This is a genomic window from Microvirga guangxiensis (assembly GCF_900102135.1).
Lineage (GTDB): Bacteria > Pseudomonadota > Alphaproteobacteria > Rhizobiales > Beijerinckiaceae > Microvirga > Microvirga guangxiensis.
Window position 1 is genome coordinate 1 of record NZ_FMVJ01000002.1, and the last position, 18,950, is coordinate 18,950.

The 18,950-nt window shown below is 60.1% G+C and carries 16 protein-coding genes; 2 read left to right on the plus strand and 14 right to left on the minus strand.

From position 1 onward, the window contains the following. Both ftsH and BLP10_RS00015 read left to right on the plus strand, forming a co-directional pair. Positions 1–1,446: ATP-dependent zinc metalloprotease FtsH (gene ftsH / locus BLP10_RS00010; protein WP_091127807.1), on the plus strand; the 1,446-nt coding region annotated here is incomplete at its 5' end. 858 nt (positions 1,447–2,304) lie between these two features. After that, positions 2,305–3,018 carry a Crp/Fnr family transcriptional regulator gene (locus BLP10_RS00015; RefSeq protein WP_091127810.1) on the plus strand — a complete coding sequence of 238 codons (714 nt, stop codon included), beginning with the start codon at positions 2,305–2,307 and terminating at the stop codon, positions 3,016–3,018. Between the two features lie 1,289 nt (positions 3,019–4,307). Here BLP10_RS00015 and BLP10_RS00025 read toward each other — a convergent pair. The 14 genes from BLP10_RS00025 to BLP10_RS00090 all read right to left on the minus strand — a co-directional run bounded on the left by BLP10_RS00025 (position 4,308) and on the right by BLP10_RS00090 (position 18,943). Next, positions 4,308–4,565 (minus strand): hypothetical protein, encoded by a 258-nt coding sequence (locus BLP10_RS00025; protein ID WP_091127816.1) that lies wholly within the window; start codon positions 4,563–4,565, stop codon positions 4,308–4,310. Between the two features lie 470 nt (positions 4,566–5,035). Beyond that, the gene (locus tag BLP10_RS00030) at positions 5,036–5,404 is read right to left on the minus strand and encodes a hypothetical protein (protein ID WP_139165398.1); all 369 of its coding nucleotides are present in this window, start codon (positions 5,402–5,404) and stop codon (positions 5,036–5,038) included. A 110-nt stretch (positions 5,405–5,514) separates the two neighbouring features. After that, positions 5,515–6,144, minus strand: coding sequence for a histidine phosphatase family protein (locus BLP10_RS00035; RefSeq protein WP_175493703.1), 630 nt, complete (start codon positions 6,142–6,144; stop codon positions 5,515–5,517). Between the two features lie 52 nt (positions 6,145–6,196). Further along, positions 6,197–6,862 (minus strand): phosphoglycolate phosphatase, encoded by a 666-nt coding sequence (gph, locus tag BLP10_RS00040; RefSeq protein ID WP_091127824.1) that lies wholly within the window; start codon positions 6,860–6,862, stop codon positions 6,197–6,199. Between the two features lie 13 nt (positions 6,863–6,875). Then, positions 6,876–7,973: an ABC transporter ATP-binding protein gene (locus tag BLP10_RS00045; protein ID WP_091127827.1), complete on the minus strand. Its 1,098-nt coding sequence runs from the start codon at positions 7,971–7,973 to the stop codon at positions 6,876–6,878. 28 nt (positions 7,974–8,001) lie between these two features. Beyond that, positions 8,002–9,744, minus strand: a complete 1,743-nt coding sequence (locus tag BLP10_RS00050; RefSeq protein ID WP_091127830.1) for an ABC transporter permease — start codon at positions 9,742–9,744, stop codon at positions 8,002–8,004. Between the two features lie 70 nt (positions 9,745–9,814). Beyond that, positions 9,815–11,137, minus strand: a complete 1,323-nt coding sequence (locus tag BLP10_RS00055) for an ABC transporter substrate-binding protein (RefSeq protein ID WP_091127832.1) — start codon at positions 11,135–11,137, stop codon at positions 9,815–9,817. Between the two features lie 199 nt (positions 11,138–11,336). After that, entirely contained in the window at positions 11,337–12,686 is a 1,350-nt protein-coding gene (locus BLP10_RS00060) for a sigma-54-dependent transcriptional regulator (protein WP_091127834.1), read from the minus strand. After that, positions 12,683–14,587 carry an ATP-binding protein gene (locus BLP10_RS00065; protein ID WP_175493704.1) on the minus strand — a complete coding sequence of 635 codons (1,905 nt, stop codon included), beginning with the start codon at positions 14,585–14,587 and terminating at the stop codon, positions 12,683–12,685. Before BLP10_RS00065 ends, BLP10_RS00060 begins: the two co-directional genes overlap by 4 nt. Then, positions 14,584–15,951 (minus strand): ABC transporter substrate-binding protein, encoded by a 1,368-nt coding sequence (locus BLP10_RS00070; RefSeq protein WP_091127836.1) that lies wholly within the window; start codon positions 15,949–15,951, stop codon positions 14,584–14,586. The genes BLP10_RS00065 and BLP10_RS00070 overlap by 4 nt, the downstream gene beginning before the upstream one ends. Positions 15,952–16,158: 207 nt before the next feature. Continuing rightward, positions 16,159–16,530 (minus strand): hypothetical protein, encoded by a 372-nt coding sequence (locus tag BLP10_RS00075; protein ID WP_139165399.1) that lies wholly within the window; start codon positions 16,528–16,530, stop codon positions 16,159–16,161. Between the two features lie 159 nt (positions 16,531–16,689). Next, positions 16,690–17,223 (minus strand): chromate transporter, encoded by a 534-nt coding sequence (locus tag BLP10_RS00080; protein WP_091127842.1) that lies wholly within the window; start codon positions 17,221–17,223, stop codon positions 16,690–16,692. Continuing rightward, positions 17,216–17,773 carry a chromate transporter gene (locus tag BLP10_RS00085; protein ID WP_091127844.1) on the minus strand — a complete coding sequence of 186 codons (558 nt, stop codon included), beginning with the start codon at positions 17,771–17,773 and terminating at the stop codon, positions 17,216–17,218. Before BLP10_RS00085 ends, BLP10_RS00080 begins: the two co-directional genes overlap by 8 nt. 90 nt (positions 17,774–17,863) lie before the next feature. After that, on the minus strand, positions 17,864–18,943 hold the full coding sequence (locus BLP10_RS00090) for an isocitrate/isopropylmalate dehydrogenase family protein (protein WP_091129907.1): 1,080 nt from the start codon (positions 18,941–18,943) through the stop codon (positions 17,864–17,866). Positions 18,944–18,950 lie beyond the last annotated feature (7 nt).

The window sequence follows — 18,950 nt, forward strand, 5'->3', positions numbered from 1 at the left end:
GTCACGTTTGACGATGTTGCGGGGATTGACGAGGCGAAGGAGGACTTGCAGGAGGTGGTGGAGTTCCTGCGCGACCCGCAGAAGTTCCAGCGCCTCGGCGGGCGCATCCCCCGCGGCGTGCTCCTCGTCGGCCCGCCCGGCACCGGCAAGACGCTCACCGCCCGCGCGGTCGCCGGCGAGGCCAACGTGCCCTTCTTCACCATCTCCGGCTCCGACTTCGTCGAGATGTTCGTGGGCGTGGGCGCCTCGCGCGTGCGCGACATGTTCGAGCAGGCCAAGAAGAACGCGCCCTGCATCATCTTCATCGACGAGATCGACGCGGTCGGCCGCCATCGCGGCGCGGGCCTGGGCGGCGGCAACGACGAGCGCGAGCAGACCCTCAACCAGCTTCTTGTCGAGATGGACGGCTTTGAGGCCAACGAGGGCATCATCATCATCGCCGCCACCAACCGGCCCGACGTGCTCGATCCGGCGCTTCTGCGCCCGGGCCGCTTCGACCGCCAGATCGTGGTGCCCAACCCGGACGTGACCGGTCGCGAGAAGATCCTGCGGGTGCACGTGCGCAAGGTGCCGCTGGCGCCCGACGTGGACCTGAAGGTGATTGCCCGCGGCACGCCCGGCTTCTCGGGCGCTGACCTGATGAACCTGGTCAACGAGGCGGCGCTTCTGGCGGCGCGGCGCGGCAAGCGCATCGTGACCATGAAGGAGTTCGAGGACGCCAAGGACAAGGTGATGATGGGCGCCGAGCGGCGCACCCTGGTGATGACCGACGACGAGAAGCGCCTGACGGCCTACCATGAGGCGGGCCATGCCATCGTGGCGCTGAACGTGCCGGCGACCGATCCGGTGCACAAGGCCACGATCATTCCGCGCGGGCGGGCGCTGGGCATGGTGATGCAGCTGCCGGAGCGCGACAAGCTGTCGATGAGCTTTGAGCAGATGACGTCGCGTCTGGCGATCATGATGGGCGGGCGCATTGCCGAGGAGATGATTTTTGGCAAGGAGAAGGTGACGTCGGGGGCGCAGTCGGACATTGAGCAGGCGACGCGTCTGGCGCGGATGATGGTGACCAAGTGGGGGTTCAGCCCTGAGCTTGGCACGGTGGCCTATGGCGAGAACCAGGACGAGGTGTTTCTGGGGATGCAGATGGGGCGTCAGCAGAACGTGTCGGAGGCGACCGCGCAGAAGATCGACTCGGAGGTGCGCCGTCTGGTGGAGACGGGTCTGAACGATGCGCGGCGGATCCTGACGGAGAAGGCGGCGGATCTGGAGGCTCTGGCGCGGGGATTGCTGGAGTATGAGACGCTGACCGGCGAGGAGATCCGCAACCTGCTCGACGGACAGCCCCCCATCCGAGACTCCGGTGATACGCCTGCCTCTCATATCAAAGCCCCGCGTCCCGCCGTGCCCCCAGTGGGCACTGCAGGCGCCCCCAAGCCGGCTTGATCGGTTTAAGCAACCCAAAATCACAACGAACGCGTGCCAGCTGACACTGGCACGCGTTTTCTTTTGAGCCCAAGGCCCGCCAACACTAGCGCATCGAAAAGCTCATAGAGCGCTTCTACCTTTTGGCTCCTTGCAACCGTCCTTAAGCCATTGGGGCTATAGCGTTCTCTACTAAATCTCCGAGCCGAACGGGCCCCTATCAAGCATCATGCTGCTTCCTGCCAAGCTTTAAGGGAAACGGCTATGAAAACGGTTTCTGTAATGGGTGCGGTCGTCATCATTGGACTGACTGCCATGCCGGCAACAGCACAGAACATTCCGACCAATTTGAACGTCTCACTCAAGGTTGGCCAATCGACTATCATTCATGGAAACCGCGGTCGGGCTTGTGGGAGCCCTGCTCCGAGTTGGGAACAGACGACATCGACTCTACCGCCAACGCAACTTGGCACTTTCTCAGATGGTGGCGTCGGCACGCGGAGCAGCCGCGCCTGTGGAGGCAATGTGCCAGCCCGTGCGATCCGCTTCAAAGCCATGAAGAAAGGGACAGAAGTAATGAACCTTTATGGAGACCCAGTCACGGTTACGGTGAGATAAGCCCTAGATCCTACGCCAGGGTATCATTGACGCCCCTTGAGCCTAGGCGCACTCTTAAGAGGCGAACCAAGAGAATGCCGGCAGACATCAGCGTCTGCCGAAATAACTCCGAATTCTTGAGGCCCTATTGCTACACACCGTAGCTTGGAAGGTGAGTTCGACAACAGATAACCGAGCCTAGCCTGCCCGCGATGATTTGGGCGACACTGGCAACATCCATATTCTCTGACTGTTGTTCGATAACGAACACAAGGTCCTTATATGGCGGATCTCATCGGCAACTATCTCATCGCCACTTTAAGCCCCACGGACCAGGAGTGGTTAGAGTCCAACCTGAAGGAGGTTGAATTGCAGCGGGGGGCAATTCTGGCCCATGAAGGCGAGGTCCTGCAGCATGTCTATTTCCCGGTAACAGCCATTGTTTCCTTAGTTTGCGAAATGAAAGATGGCCGGATTGCAGAAATGGCCACCTTCGGCCGAGAAGCCATATTGGGACTGCCTTTCGCCGGCATCCATACCGAAACGTTTGGGCGATATGTTGTACAGGTTCCAGGCACGATGCTGCAAATGGACCGAAGAAAATTTCATGCGGCGCTTACATCCCGCCCCGGCTTACAGGAGATGGCCTCCCGCTATACGGAAATCCTGATGGTCATGACGTTGCAATCAGTGGCCTGCAATACAGCTCACAGCGTCGAGTCACGTTGTTGCAGATGGATCGTCAGTACGGCGGATCGAACAGGTCGCACCGAAATCCCACTCACCCATGAGTTCCTCGCTGAGATGCTGGGTGTTCAGCGCTCGACCGTGAGCGAAACGACCCGCGTTCTCCAGCACAAGGGCTTGATTGCGCAAGGGCGAGGAACGATCACAATTCTCGACCGAGCCCGCCTTGAGGATACCGCATGCGAGTGCTATGGCGCATTGCGCGAGCGATACTTGAGGCTTCTGCCGCTCAGAAACTCCAACCGGTAGACCAACCATAGCAGCAAGTCTCACCGTTTTATGCTTACGTAGAACCGGGACGCAGTTCTCTTGAACGTGCTTATGGGGCGACGGCAGGTCGCAGGGTTTAGGCATCCGCTCGAGGGTTGTTGGTCGGCTACCCGACAGACGGCACGACTTACCTAGCGTAATGCTTCCTCATCGGCCCTGTAATTGCCCCTACGGGCCAAACTCAGAAGCGTCCCAAACAGAGGGGCGCTTTCTTTTTATGTATCTACCACCTGCACCTGACGGCCTAGTGAGGCAAAGGTTTTAAGTCTCGCATTAGTTCAGCTAGGCAGCTCCATAACGTTATAAATGTTCATATCGCTTTAAATCGAGCTATTCCTTCTAGCCCTGTAAGTATAAGAACACCTCGAACATTACCCGTCTTACACAGCTACGATGAGGACAAGGTCTGTTAATCCTTTGTCGCCAACCTAGTTGTTATCTTCCTCTTGGGATGTAGGGCTGGGAAAATCCGATGACAGAAGATGAAGTTGACGCGGTTGCCAAGGAGCTCGCGAAAGTGGGAGGCGCCTCCTGGTACCCTGGCAGAACAGAAGGGCCGCTCCTCCGGGTTGTCAGCGAGAGGTACAAGGACAGAGCCCGTGTGGCGATTGCCGCCTTAGACCGCTTTAGATCGGCAGCAGATCCCACTTCATCTTCAGAGCAAACTGGTCCGGCGCAAGGTGCAGTTCCTAGCACCAGCCTATCCAATACCCAGGTACAACTCGGCTCAATCGTCGTATATCGACCTCCCGGCGATCAGCGAGCGATTTCCTGCAGAGTTGAGCAGCTTGAAGCTGACAGAGCCTATCTCGTCCCCGTTCCTCATCCCATTGTCGGCTGGGTGTCTTTGGAGAGCCTTGAGGCTGTAGGTGAGCAAGACGTGTCTACAACACCCGAGGGTTAGCTGTAGGGCTTATATTTCACAGAGGCGTCAGCTACTACGCGCCCATTTCATGTTAGGTGCCCTGCACGGTGCGACGTGTTCCACTGGTCATGGTCAGCATGACCAATTGGTTGCGTTTGCAAGAAGCGCTCGAACCTAGATAACCGTCTCCCTCAATGACTTTGGGACAGACTGACGTCATCAGCGTGAAACCGACACCGCACGCGCTGGGCAAGACGCACGGGATCAAGAAACTAATTTTACCCGCTTCTGCTCAAGAAGAAGGCCGCCTCTAAAGGCGGCCATTTTTATTTTCCTCAAGAACAGAGCCGATCTGTCGGATCGCCAGAAGTTTAAGGCGTCCAGTCGCCGGCCTTTGAAGACTTCATCGCGTCGAAGGCCGGCGGCCACCCTTCCGACTACCGCCGTTACCGCCCTCGCCTTTCAGCGATCCGCCAAGGGCGCTTGTCACGACCTCACCCGCCGCACCAATAGCAGCCGCAGCGACCTCCAGCGGAGCGGCAACGATCTCGGCGCCGAGGCTTCCTGCAGCGGACACGGCTTTGCGCCCCTCTGGTGTTCCGGCGCTTTGGCCCTGCGGCTTCTCAAGCACGTTCGCGACAGCCCGAAGAGCTTCCGCCATCACTGCGCGCGCTTGCGGTGAAGTAAGCGTTGTCTCAAGCGTGGAGAGCCATGCCATCGGATTTAGCAAGCCGCCTTGGGACCGAGAGCGGGCTTGTGTCGTGGAGCGTGATCGCGATGTGCTGGAAGTTGACCGTGCAGCAGTGCGCGATCCTGCGGAAGATCGCGCTTTCTTGGGAACAGCCTGAGACTTCGTCGCAGACCGGGAACCCGCCATGGCTTTGGGCTGGGCGCGCTTGGAAGCACCAGCTCCCTTCTTCGTGGCGGAGTGAGAGATGGATTTGGATGCCGATTTCTCAGGCGCCTTCCGTCGTCTGTTCGGCTGTGAAGTATCGTCCTTGCTGGTTCGAGCCATTGTCATACTCTCGTTTGATGGGGCCGCAACCCGGCCATGCCGAGGAGCAACATTCCTCAGCGATGAGACAATGACGGCATAGCCATTCGGTTCATCTGTAGAGAAGCGAAGACGAATTAAGTCCGCAGCAAGAACTCCAGGCCCGCGGGAAGATCGTGCTCCTGTCGCGCAGGTCGCATGGCCTTGATGGACGACTTCACTCTCGGCACTGCCTCATCAGCAATCCAAGCCGGTTTCCCATCGGGTGTCTCCAGCGGACATGCCGCCTCGATGTGAAGCATGGCTTCCTGCAGCCATCCAGCCATCTGTTCGGCGGAGAATTGTGAGAGGTAGCGCCGATCTCTCTCATGGAAGGCGATTTCCAGATTTCCACCGCCCTTGTCGATGACCTGGATCATGATCTGATCGAGGAGGCGTTCCTCAATCAGATATCCGTCCATCTGAGCGACCTCCACAGGACCGGCGGCCGTCACTAACCTCTTCATGCCCAAACCCCTCTGAAAGGTTCAGGCGAGTTTAGACAGCGCCCATGACGGAGCGGTACCCAATTCTGGGAACATCCTTAACTGCAACGGCACCCACCACTGTTCGTCTGCTAGACGGGTGCGTGATCCAGCCCCTGCACTCTCAAGTCGTCCGGTGACATAGTGATGTTGAGTGCCACAAGGCGAGTGCTGCGAGTTTGCAGCGAATGATTGATGTCGAAGATGGTGATGGCCGCCGGAGCGATGGGCGACAGGCTGGACGGGGCTAGACCGACCAGCACATCGCAAGCTGCCCTGACCACTCCCTCATGGGCAACGACGATCACATCGCCGTCGGACCGCTCTATGGCATCGCCCAGCGCCGCGCCAACGCGCTCGCGAAACGGCTTCCACCCCTCCCCGCGTGGCGGCGTGTAGGTTCCGAGACGCCAGTCTCGGTAGGCGCCTGGATCCGCCGCTTCGATCTGCTCGATCCATCGGCCTGTCCAATCACCCAGATCCATCTCCCGCAACCGATCGTCGGTCGCAAAGCCGGTAAATCCAAGAAGTTCTGCCGTATGTCTTGCCCGGCTCAGATCGGAAGACACAACACGGTTGGGAGGGGGGCTGCTCTCAAAAAACTTCGCGGCACGCCGCGCCTGCTCGATGCCACGAAGAGACAGAGGAGCGTCTGCATGACCCTGCAGACGGCGCTCTGCGTTCCACACGGTCTCCCCGTGGCGCACTAGGATCAGTCTCATTGTCCACATTTCCAGGATAGGATTCTGCCGCTTGGCCAGCCCTTATGGATTCTTACGAGGCGGCGTCCGCAACGATGGGCAGCAATTCGGGCATCGTATCGATCAGGCGTTCCGCGCCGAGTTCCGCATGGGGCTTGTGGCTGTAGCCGTAGGTAACTGCGACGGCCCTCACGCCGGCCGCCTGAGCCGCCTGCACATCGTGGTAATTGTCCCCCACCATGAGCGCCGCCTCAGGCGCGATGCCTAAGCGGCCCAATGCCGCCAGGATCGGTGCTGGGTGCGGCTTGCGCTCTGGAAGCGTGTCCCCTCCGACAATCGCATCGAAATAAGCACGCAGACCGAGCGCCTCCAGGATGTCGATGGTGGCCCCATAAGGCTTATTGGTGACCACCGCCAGCGGAAGGCCGAGCCGGCGCAGGCCCGCCAGCGTCTCAGGGACACCGGGGTAGGCCTGCGTGTGACGCGTAGCATCTGCCTCATAGATCTGGAGGAAGCGGGCGACGAGAGCGGACAGACGCGACTGGTCTCCTCCTGTCGCCGAGACGGCCCGCTCCACGAGTTTGGCGGCTCCGTCACCGATCATGGATTTGACTTCATCAAGATCGAGTTGCCGAAGACCCTCCTCTGCCAAGAGGACGTTCACTGCGTCCCGGAGGTCGCATGCGCTGTCCACGAGAGTTCCGTCCAGGTCGAAGATGATGGCTTTCAAAGAAGACATGCGATGTAACACCTTAGGCGGCTAGCCAGAGGGCCGAGCGCAGGGAAAGGCCGATCTCGACGGGCGAGCCGGGCTCATGAAGCGCCTCTCCCGAATGGAACGGGGTATCGATGGAGACCTCCGCGACACCGATCTTCACAACGTAGCGCAGGGTAGAGCCCAGGAACTCGCTATGAACAACCGTGCCCGGCAGTTGAACATCGCCCTGCCCGCCCTTGCCCAGCGATGCATGCTGCGGCCGGAAGACGAGCTTGGCTCCTTCCGGCACGGCCACGTGAGCCGGGATCGGCAGTCGGACGCCGCCGTCGATGTCGAAGAAGCGTTCTCCTCCCTCGCGCACCACTCGGCCCGGAAGGATGTTCGCCGTACCAAGGAAGTTCGCCACGAACAGGTTAGCGGGCTTCTCGTAAAGCTCCATAGGCGTTCCGACCTGCTGCACGATCCCGTCGTTCATGACAGCGATCCGGTCACAGATCGTGTTTGCTTCCTCCTGGTCATGCGTGACGAAGATCGTCGTCAGGCCCAACCGCTGCTGCAGGTCACGCAGCTCTCGCCGCACCTGCACGCGCATCTTGGCATCCAGGTTCGAGAGAGGCTCGTCGAGAAGGAGAACCTTCGGCTCGATGGCAATGGTGCGGGCAACCGCAACACGCTGCTGCTGGCCGCCGGAGAGCTGGGACGGACGCCGATCGGCAAGATGTGCGAGCCCAACGAGTTCCAGCGCCGCCGCAACGCGCTTTTCGATTTCGGCCCGAGGAACTTTTCGCTCTTCGAGGCCAAACGCGACATTGCGCTTCACCGTCATGTGCGGCCAAAGGGCATAGGACTGGAACACCATGCCCACATCCCTTTTCCAAGGGGGAAGATGCGATACGTCCCGGCCGCCGACGAGGACTTCGCCACCATCGGCTTGGTTGAAGCCGGCAATGAGGCGAAGCAGCGTCGTTTTCCCGCATCCGGACGGGCCGAGAAATGCGAAGAACTCGCCGGGACGAATGTGCAGGTTGATGCCCTTGAGCACGTGGTTGGCACCATAGGACAAATTGACATTACGAATGTCGACATCAACGGCTTTGGTGTCGAATTCGGAAATGGAGAGAGACTGGTTCATAGGGTCGTTTCCTCGGTTCCAGACGCGATCAACGTCCGGCCGCCTTTGCCTTCTGGCTTTTCTCGATGATCAGGTGGGACGCGAAGGTGCACAACGCGACGAGCAACACGGCAATGACGCCCAACGCCGCTCCAGGACCACGCCCGGCCGCCGACTGCATGAAGACGTAGAGTCCATAGGCGAGAGGCGCATCCGCGTTTGATTGGACGAGCATCAGGGTCGCCGAGAGTTCCACTGCCGCAGTTGCGAAGCTCGTGACGAAGCCTGCTAGGATTCCGCCTGCCATAAGTGGCAACACGACACGCCGCACTGTCCGAACCTTGGTAGCGCCGAGATTTTCTGCTGCCTCCTCTAGTGAAACCGAGATCTGCTGCAGAGCGGCGTAGCATGCACGCAAAGCATAGGGCAGACGCCGGATCGCCAGCGCCAGTACGATCATGATCCACAGGGTCGCAAGCGGCGTGCCGTCGGGAAGCTGCACTCCATAGAACGTCCTCAGGTATCCGATGCCGAGCACGACGCCCGGAATCGCCAGGGCGGCCGTCGCTGCCCAGTCGAGCCATTCGCGGCCAATGAGCTTCGTCCTCAGCACCAGATAAGCGATGGCAGTGCCGAGAACCACGTCGATCAGGCCTGCGATGGAGGCATAAATCAGGGTGTTCTTCACGTACACGAAGCTCTCGCCGAAGACCCGTCCGTAATGGGCGACAGTGAATGAATCCGGCAGCGGGCTGAAGGACCAGATGGTCGCAAAGGAGAGCAGCAGCAGGCCGATATGCGGTGCCAGCACCAGCAATAGGATCAGCAGAACGGCCCCATAGGCCAGCACGCTTTCCCAGGGGCGCATCTGGCGTTTCGCCAAGCCGCCGCCGCCGCGTTGCACCGTGGCGTAATCCTTCCCACGCATGGCGCGCGCAGAAATCCACATGGCAAGGATCGACATGCAGATCAGCACCACGGAAATCACATATCCCATAGGGTCGGCAATGCCGATGGACGTGACGCGCAGGTAAGCCTGCGGCGCCAGCATATCCTTGACGTTCAGCAGGAGCGGCGTTGCGAGATCGTCGAAAACCTTGACGAAAACGAGCGATGCACCGGCGATATAGCCCGGCATGGCGAGCGGGAAGACGATGCGGCGGAACAGCCGGAAGCCGGAGCTGCCGAGATTCTGCGCTGCCTCCTCCATGGCCCTGTCGATGTTCCGCAGAGCGGCCGAGAGATTGATCAGGATGAATGGGAAATAGTGAACAGCCTGGACGAAGATGACTCCGTTCAGCCCCTCCATGAAGGGAATCTTGATGCCGAACCAATCGTTGAGAAGCAGGTTCACCGTACCGTTGCGGCCGAACAGGAGCAGCATCGCGACCGCGCCCACGAAAGGCGGCATGATCAGCGGCAGAAAGCCCAGCGTCTGGATCAGCATCGCACCGCGAAATTCGAACCGTGTGGTGATGTAGGCCAGCGGCAGCGCGAGAACCGACGCGACGACGACCGACATCGCGGACACGTAGAAAGAATTCCAGAACGAGCGGATGAACAGATCCGTCTGCGCGAAATCGAGGAAGTTGACGAGAGTGAACTCGCCGGTCCCTTTTTCAGTGAAGGCGACATAGATCACCGTTCCGACTGGGACGATAAGAAAAAAGGCAAGAAATACGGCAATTCCTAGCGCGAGGGCGATCTGCCCCGGCGTCGCCGACAGCTTTCTGAAATATTTGGAAGACGCGGACGGCGCATGCGCTCGCCCGGCGGTCGTGGCGCCAGCCATGGACGCTCTCCTCGAGTCCGAAATGGGCTATTGCGGGCGGCTCGCCTCTGCGAGCCGCCCAGTGGAACGGTCAGCGTGCGAGCTTCAGAGCCTGCTCTGCCTTGGCCTGAGCCTGCTGATAGCGCTCTTTGGCGAAGGCTGCCCATTGCTGCTCGAGTTCGGCCTGACGCGCGCCCTTCTCCTTGCCGCCGGTGAACGCACCGGCGATCTCAGGCGAAGAAGCCTGCTGCTCGGAGATTGGCATGGCGGCCACGAGATCGCGTGCTTCCTTCACCAGGGCCTTGCCCTCGGCATTGTCCTTCTTGGCGAGCGCTGTCTCAGCGTCGTGGATCGCCTTGGTTGCAGCCTTGAGAGCATCGAGTTGGAAGGTGATGGTCTGATCGTAGAGAACGTCAACCGCGTTCGTACGCTTCTCGGACACGTTCACATCAAACTTCACCTTTGCGCCGAGGGAGGTGTCCTTGAAGGGATTGGGATAATCCGCAGGAGCCTTGGCATAGACGGCCGGGTTCACGGGCAGGCGGCGAATGCTGGGCTCGAGCAGCACTTCCTGTCCAGCGGGAGAGACCAAGTAATCGACGAATGCCTCGGCGCCAGCCTTATTCGGGGCATTGGCGATAACAGCAACGTTGGCCGGTACAATGGTGGTTACCGTCGGATAGACGAACTTCACGGGGAACCCGGAGGCCTGAGACGAGAAGGCAAAGAAGTCGATGACGATGCCGAACCCGACCTGACCAGAATTAACCGCCTCCGGCACACCGAAGGAGCGCTCCGTGATCTGACGGAAGTTGCCGGACACTTCCTTCAGCGTGCGCCAGCCCTGCTCCCAACCTTCGCCCTGCAGGATCGTCTCGATGGTGAGGTGCGTCGTACCGGAGCGGGAGGGAGCCGCCATGGCTACGTGATCGTGATAGACCGGCTTGGCGAGATCCTGCCAGTCCTTAGGCTCAGGCAGATTGTTCGCTTTGGCATAGCGGTCATTCCACATGATGCCGTAGCCCGAGGCCGCAAAGCCCGAATAATAATTCTCAGGATCGTTGATCGGATAGGAGCCGATCTTTTCCGGAATGCCCTCAGCCTTCGGCTTGTGCTTCTGGAGCAGACCCTTACCCTTCAGAACCTCGAAGGCGTCCGGCGCCGAGGCCCAGAACACATCGACCTGGTTGTTCGCCTTCGTCTCCTCGACGAACTTTACGCCCGCGTTCGTGTTACGGTTCTGCACGTCGAGGGTCACGCCCGGATGGGCCTTCTCGAAAGCCTGCTTGAACGGATCAGTCACATCTTTTGAGAACGATGTTACAACGGTGACTTTGCCGGACTGAGCGAAGGCAGGGCCCATGAACAGGGCAGTGCTGATCAGTGCCGCTGCAGCGACAGAATGGCGTAGCATCAGTTTCCTCCAACATGATGGCTCTTTACTTGGGTCCGCGCGAGGGCGGCCGAACTCCACCATGCAACAAACGTGCCAATCCATGCCGGATCGCAGAATATTCGTTTCAAGGAGGAATCCCCAGACGCAACGGACGAACAGATTAACGCATGGGAAAGAACAGTAACCTTCCCTGCCCTCATGGGTCAGGAATGTAACGTCAGCCCTCGATCTCCTCTGGGCGCCCGAGGTCGTATTTCTTCATTTTCAAATAAAGGGTCTTGCGGGTAATCCCGAGCGCCTCCGCCGTCGCGCCGATGCGCCACCCGAACCGTGCGAGGGTCTCCTCGATGACGCGGCGCTCCGCGATCTCCATCTGCCGCTCAAGGGTCAACGCGCCATGGAGGCTCGGCTCCGGCTGAGGAGGCTCATCATCATCGAGGCCGAGGAGATACCGCTCGGCGGCATTGCGCAACTCGCGCACGTTGCCCGGCCATTCCTGCTGCTGGAGCCTCTCCAGGAATGACGAGTCCAGTGATGGCACCGCCCTGGCTTGGCGAGCAGCCGCGAGGTGGAGAAAGTGGGTGAAGAGCACGGGCACATCATCCCGGCGCTCACGAAGCGGCGGGAGGCGGACCGTGACGACGTTCAGCCGATAGACCAGATCTTCGCGAAACGCGCCCTTACCGGCGAGTTCGGTAAGATCCGCCTTGGTAGCTGCGATGACGCGAATATCGACGGGGATCTCCTTGTTCGATCCAAGCCGTTCGATCGTCCGCTCCTGAAGCACTCGCAGCAGCCGGATCTGCGCCGGCATGGGCATGGATTCGATCTCATCGAGAAAGAGCGTTCCGCCGCTCGCATGCTCGATCTTGCCGATCCGTCGCTCACGGGCACCGGTGAAGGCGCCAGACTCATGGCCGAAGAGTTCACTCTCGATCATGGTCTCCGGCATAGCGCCGCAATTGACGGCCACAAACCTCCCCTTTCGCCGGCGACCGAAATCGTGAAGGGCGCGGGCAGCGACCTCCTTGCCTGTGCCCGTCTCTCCGAGGAGGAGCACGTCGGCCTCAGCGTCCGCAAGGGTCTGAAGGGTGCGCCGCAACCGTTCGATGGCGGCGGAGCGACCGACAAGCCGGCCGGCGATGGAGTCCTGATCGGTGGCCCCTGCCCTGAGCGTTCGGTTCTCGAGAATGAGGCTGCGATGCGCGGAGGCACGCCTGACTGTCTCCACGAGCCGCACGGGATCGGCAGGTTTCTCGATGAAATCCCAGGCGCCCGCCCGAACCGCCTTGATGGCCATTGGCACATCGCCATGGCCGGTCACAAGGACGACAGGGATATCGGGATCGATCGCGCGAACGGCATCGAGAAGGCCGAAGCCATCAAGCCCAGGCATTCGAACATCACTCACGACTACAGCCGAAAGATCAGGCGACAGCATGTTGAGCCCAGCCTTGGCGGACCCAACTGCGGTAACATCGAACCCATCGAGCTCCAGCGTTTGCCGGTAAGCGTCAAGCACTTCCTGATCGTCGTCCACCAAAACGACCTTCGCCTCTGAACTCATGCCTTGCTCGCCACCATATCGATCACAAAGGTCGTGCCAGTCGGGCCTGTCGTCGCCAAGATCAAGTCTCCTCCGAAATCCTTCACGATGTTGTAGGACATCGAAAGGCCGAGGCCGAGCCCAAGCCCGGCGGGCTTCGTGGTGAAGAACGGGTCGAAAATGCTGGCACGGTGCTGCTCAGCGATTCCCGATCCGTTGTCGGTCACGCTCAAGCAGACACGGTCAGCCCTGACTTCGGCGCCGATATCGATGTGACGGTCAGCCTGTCCCTCAAGGACGTCGAGCGCGTTCGAAATCAGGTTGACGATCACCTGTTCCAGCCGCACCTCCTCAGCCAGAACTCTCGGCGATATCTCTGGAAAGCTCATCCGCACTCTAACTTTTTCCTCGTCGAGACGCTGCTCGAACAGGCTCAAGGCTCCTTCGACAACCGCACGGAGGTCCACCGCTTCGAGGGCCGCCGCCGGGCGGCGGGCAAAGCGCTTGAGATGCTTGATCAGCTCTGCCATTCGGGCTGTCAGGCCCTGGATCCGATCCAGGCTCGATCTCGCCTCCTCCGGTCGACCACGCTGGAGCAGCACGGCGCCATTGTATGCATGGGAGCGGATCGCCGCGAGAGGTTGATTGAGCTCGTGGCTGATGCCCGCCGCCATCTGGCCAAGCGCGGCGAGCTTGGCTGCCTGGACAAGATCGTCTCGCGTCTGCCTGAAGACTGCCAGCGCTTTGGCGAGATCGCCGAGCTCATCGTCGGTGGGAGGCGGCAGAGCTGGCATTGTGGGGCCGCTCGCGATGGTCGTCGCCGCGAGCGTCAGCCCCTGAAGGCGTGCGACGAGATTCCTTCGAACGTAGAACCAACCGATTGCGATGGTGATGGCGAGCGAAGCGACAGCGATTGCCAGGAGGAGATTGCGCCCGATCACGATAGCGTCGGCAGAGCGCTCCGCCGCCCCGCGTGCGATCGCTTCCGTGCGGCTGACCTCCTGTGACACGAGCGTGCCAAGTTGGGTCACGAGACGCCGGTTCTCGGCGAGAAGGGCCTGCGCATCGGCGATGGCTTCGAGCTCGGCCCGCTTCAGTGCGGCAAGTCCGGACGCCGGGTCGGATATGGCGAGCAGACGCGTCGACATTTGGCTGATGGTGATCGTGTCAGTCCAAGTGGCGAGCGCCTTGGTTTCCAGGTCGAGCTGATCCGTCATCTCACCGAGGAAATTGCTCGTCTCCCGAAGGTCCTCAATGGTCGGCACGGTTCCGAGGCGACCCAGCAGACCGACGATCAGGTTGGCATGGGCATTGATTGTCAGGAGAGCTTCACTCTTCCGGCTTTCTTCCAACAACGTCCTGCGCCCCGCCTGCGCCGCCTCCCCCGGCGCGACCCTGCCGATAGCCGATTCCATATTGAAACGGGCATCATCGATGAGCGGCTCGATCTCCTCGATCAGATCCGCCTGGAGCCATCGTAGCTCCTCGCCAATCTCACGTGAGCGCTCGTGCAGGGGAAAACGTCGGTCAGCGACTTGGTCGATGGCCTTGAGGTTGGTTTCGATGCCATCGGCTACCACAAGAAGCTCGGGCGAGAGTGAGTGCGCGTCATTGCGCTCATTGAGAACGGAACGGAGTGCGGCCAGACGCTCGACAAGTGTCTGGCGAATTCGGTCATAGGCTTCACGGCGTTCTGCAACCGCAAGATCGGGTGTGCTCGCGATCACGCTCGCGCTGGCTTCGGCGAGGCGAGCAGAGAACGCGAGAGCCGGGAGGTGAGCTTTCGCAACCGAGTTCTGCTCCTCGCTCAGACGAGCATAGGACAGCCATCCCACGACGCAGGCACCAACCGCGAGCCCACCGACTGCAAGAAAGGCGAGGATGAGGCGTCCGCCGATTCCAAGTCGTTTCGCTCGGATCATGGCCGCACAACCTCCTGGCCATGTATGTCCCGATAGGCATTGCCCAGTATCGCCGTCGCGTCAGCTAACGCGCGTGCTGCCCGCTGCATATTCTCCTCGATCTGAACCTTGATGCGGGCCTCAAGCTGGGCCTGAGGCTCCGGCGTAGGAAGCCCGCGCCTTACGCGCATGAGGCCCCTCCAGCGTTCCAGCTCCATGGCCTCCGCTCCGCTAAGGGGCGGACGCGTCAGCGCCCTTCTCGCATCGCTCAGGAGCTTCGCCACATCGGCGTCGGAACGCTCCAGCAAGGTTGCTTCAAGTGCGCGCAAAGAGCGCCACATCCGCCCCAACTCGGATCTCCGGAAGGTTATCATCTCGTCGAAGATGATATTGACCAGCTCATAACGTGCAGCCGAGAGCCCCGCGTCGAACAAGCCCTTGGCAAACAGGCCTTCGCGCTGGAAGGGGTTGTTCTCCGCCGTCCCGGTGTCCGGATAGGCGGCTGGAGAGATCGGCAGCCTTGCGACTGCAGGATTCAGGAGCAGGCCCTGCCCCTCAGGCGACAGCACGAAATCGATAAAGCGCTCTGCACCGTCACGATTGGTCGCACCGGACAGGACCGCGATGCTGGCGGGCACAAACAGCGTCTCTTCAGGAAGAGCGAACCGGGTCGATCCTTCCGGCATACCTTCCGGCTTCGCCAGAAAGTCGATTGATGGACCGACTCCGAAACGTCCCCGGGCGACTCCCGCCGAGACACCGAAGCTGCGCGCCGTCACCGTCGCGAGATTCCCACCGATCTCGGACCAGATGCCCCAGCCGCGATCCCATCCATAGACTTGAAGAATCGCCTCGACCATGAGGTGCATCGTGCCCGACCGCGACGGAGAACTGATGCCGATGTGCCCACTATAAATAGGCGCTGCGAGATCGCTCCAGCCCTTGGGCACGGGCAATCCTCGCTCCTTGAGGTAGCTAGGATTGTATACGAACCCATAGCCAGACAGGGCGAAGCCCAGATATGTCAGATCCGGATCGTTCACAGGATAGCCTGCAATAAGGTCAGGCGCCCCCGTGGCACGCGGTTTCAACACTGTCAGTCGGCTCGCCCTTTTCAGGATTTCGAAGGCATCCGGCGCAGAAGCCCAGAAGATGTCCGCCTTGTGCCTCTCCCCAACAATGTCGGCAACCGCCGTCGTGGTCTTGCGCTGTACGAACTCTAGGGAAATCTCGGGGTAGCGCTTCCTGAAGACGCTCTGGAACGGCTCGAAGAATTGTGGCGGGAAGGATGTGAGGATGCGCACTTTTTCGGCCGCGACGGCAGTCCCCACCAGAGTCACCTGGGTAAGAAGCGCAGCAAGGCAAACGATAAAAATGCGAAGCATAAACAGGTTCAGCGTCCAGAAGGTCCGCTGTATCTTAGGCCAAAGACGATCGAAACGAGCAAGTCATTCTTCAAGCCAGAAGATATTCATAAGCGTGACAATGGAGCAGCTTTAGCTTCAGTCCTTGGTAAAGCAGCCTTCTCAGGTGATGGAGTGGAATGGGAGGAGTCCAGTCGTCGATATTGGCCCAACTGGACTCGAACCATTTCATGCCGCCAGGAAAAGCTCGGTCTGACGCCAAGAGGCCGACGATCTGCGCACTTGAGGCGTTGCCAATACAATCCTTTCATTAAACCGCATTTGCGCCTCCTGGAGCAGCCGCCGTTTCCGAGCATATGGCTGAGAAGCTGCCGTCGTGTCCTTCACAATGGCGGCCGCAGCTGCATAAAGATCGGTCGTTGCGGCATCGAGACCCGGATCGCGTTCAAAAAGCGCTAGAAGGCTCGCCAGGTTCTTTCTCAAGAGCGTCTGAAGCTCAACAAGATAGGCTTGCTCCCCACCAGCCTGTATCGCCTTCAGCGTCGGAGAGATCAGGCTGAGTTTTTCTTGGATGGCTTCATCGAGGGGCTTTTCAGTCATGCGCATTCATCTCCGAATGAGGGCCCGCCCAGTCCCTGACTCACGTATGCACATGATGCTCTTTTGAGGTTAACCGTTGGTTTCGAGGGTAGCGCACGGAGGTCTTGAACAGGAGCTGCTTAATATCACCCGCCGCCCCTCCGTAGCTTAGCGGACAGATTACATGCCGTGCCAGAATGCGAACGCGACAGCGCCGCCAGCGAGCAGGATCAACGGGTTCAGCTTGGGTCGCCATGCTAGGATCGCAGCCGAGATGCCTGCGACTGCCCAGGACATGATGCCCGCTCCTGCGATGCGGAAAACGGCGAACACACCAGCCAGGATCAGTCCTGCCCCAATCGGCGCAAGGCCCTCTTCCAAGGCAGTATGCCAATGGCGGCCGCGGTAGTGGTTCCACATCTTCGTCACGGCGTAGCAAAGGAGAGATGAGGGAACAAACAATGCAAGCGTTGCCACGATCGCGCCGGTCCAGCCTGCAACTTTCCAGCCGAGCAGCGTCACGAGCATCGAACCCGGACCAGGCGCGGCCCTTGCGATGGCGAAGAGATCGACAAATTCACGCGCCGTGACCCAGTGATAGACTTCGACGGATTGATGCTGAATGCCGGCGAAAATGCTGGGGCCTCCGCCGATCGACACCAAGGAGAACGGCACGAAGACGACGATCAGGGACCAAAGCACGCTCTCACGCATTGGAGGATGCCTTCCACCATGCAAAAGCGACCGACAGCGGGGCAAGCGCCAACACGACAGGCACCAGGGGCCATTGCAGAAGGCCCACAGCAACGAAGGTCGCCACCAGGATCAGAAACGGCACGAGCCTGCGGCTCGCGTTCCGGGCGCCCTTGACGGCCACAACAAGGAGAAGACCGATGGCAGCCGCGGCCGCTCCGGTAAGCGCGTTCTGGATCCAAGGCATCGTGGCAAGCTGGGCGTAGGCGGTGGCCAGGGCGATCACCGCGAAAAAAGGACCGATCACAAGACCGACGAGAGCGCAAGCCGCCCCCGCTGGCCCGCGCAGCCGCTGGCCGATATAGACCGACAGATTGGTAACATTCGCTCCAGGCAGAATCTGTGAAAGAGCTAAGCCGGAGAAAAAGTCATCGTCGCTCATCCAGCCGCGCTGCGCCACTACCTCGCGATGAACCCAGCCCGCAAGCCCGCCACCGAAGCTGAAAAGCCCTACACGGAAGAACACGAAAAATAGCGATAGGAGGGGAACAGGGCCCGGGGTCTGGGTCATGAGATATCCGGGATCAAGCCTTGCCTAGCATCAGCGAGGCCTGAAGGGGCTTTATCGAGTGCATCAGGCTCCCTCCCAGTTTCCGTGATCCTATATCTTTTGTCGGATCGCATCCGCAATGGCGGCAGCGGACCGACTACAGGAGGCATAACCGCCCACGTCCATAGTACGTGTCTCTGGGCTTTCGAGAACACGGTCGATGGCGCGCTCGATCGCCTTTTCGGTCGCCAGTAAGTCCTCCCTTCCATACTTCTGTCCAAGCCAGCCAAGAAGCATCGCCCCCGAGATGACCATACTGATCGGATTAGCCTTGTCCTGCCCTGCGATATCGGGTGCAGAGCCATGAGAGGCGTTGGCCATGGCGTGGCTGACGCCCGCGTTGACGCCACCGCCAAGCCCGAGACCACCCGCGAGTGCGGAGCAGAGATTGGAGATGATATCCCCGAATAGATTGGTCATCACCACCACATCGTAGCGGTCCGGATTCATGTAAATATCGGCATTGAAGGCATCGACAATGGATGAGTTCCATCTCACGTCTGGATATTCGGCGGCGACTTTCGCGCATTCATTGTAGAAAAGCCCATCTGTCATACGAAAGATATGCTTCTTGGTAACGACAGTCACATGGCTGCGCCGCCGCCGGGCCCATTCGAATGCGCTGCGTGCGATGCGGTTTGAAGCATGCGCGGTAATCTTGCGCATTGAGATCGCCACACCCTCCACCGGCATCACCTCGCCGTAGCCTTCGAACATGTTTCGATCCGGATAAAAGCCTTCCGAATTTTCACGCACGATCAGAACATCGAGGCCGGGCCGCGCATGAGGGACGTTGCGATGTGAGCGCGAAGGACGCAGGTTCGCATAAAGATCGAGATCATGGCGAAACTTGCCGGGAACATTGATGCCGCCATCCTTAGGCGCAGGATAGCCACCATTGTCACAGGGCCCGAGGAGAATGCCTGCAGCCTCGACGGCAGCCGTATATACATTGTCGGTGAGCGTAGTCCCATGCGCCTGAAGACTCGCATGCCCCACCATATGCTCCTCGAAGCGCAAGTTCAGGCCATAGGTCTCGTTGGCGGCTTCAAGCGCCAGAACTGCGGCGCGGGTGATTTCTGGACCGATGTGATCGCCGGGCAGAACAGCGACTGTGAGAGGGGCAGGCATTTCGTAC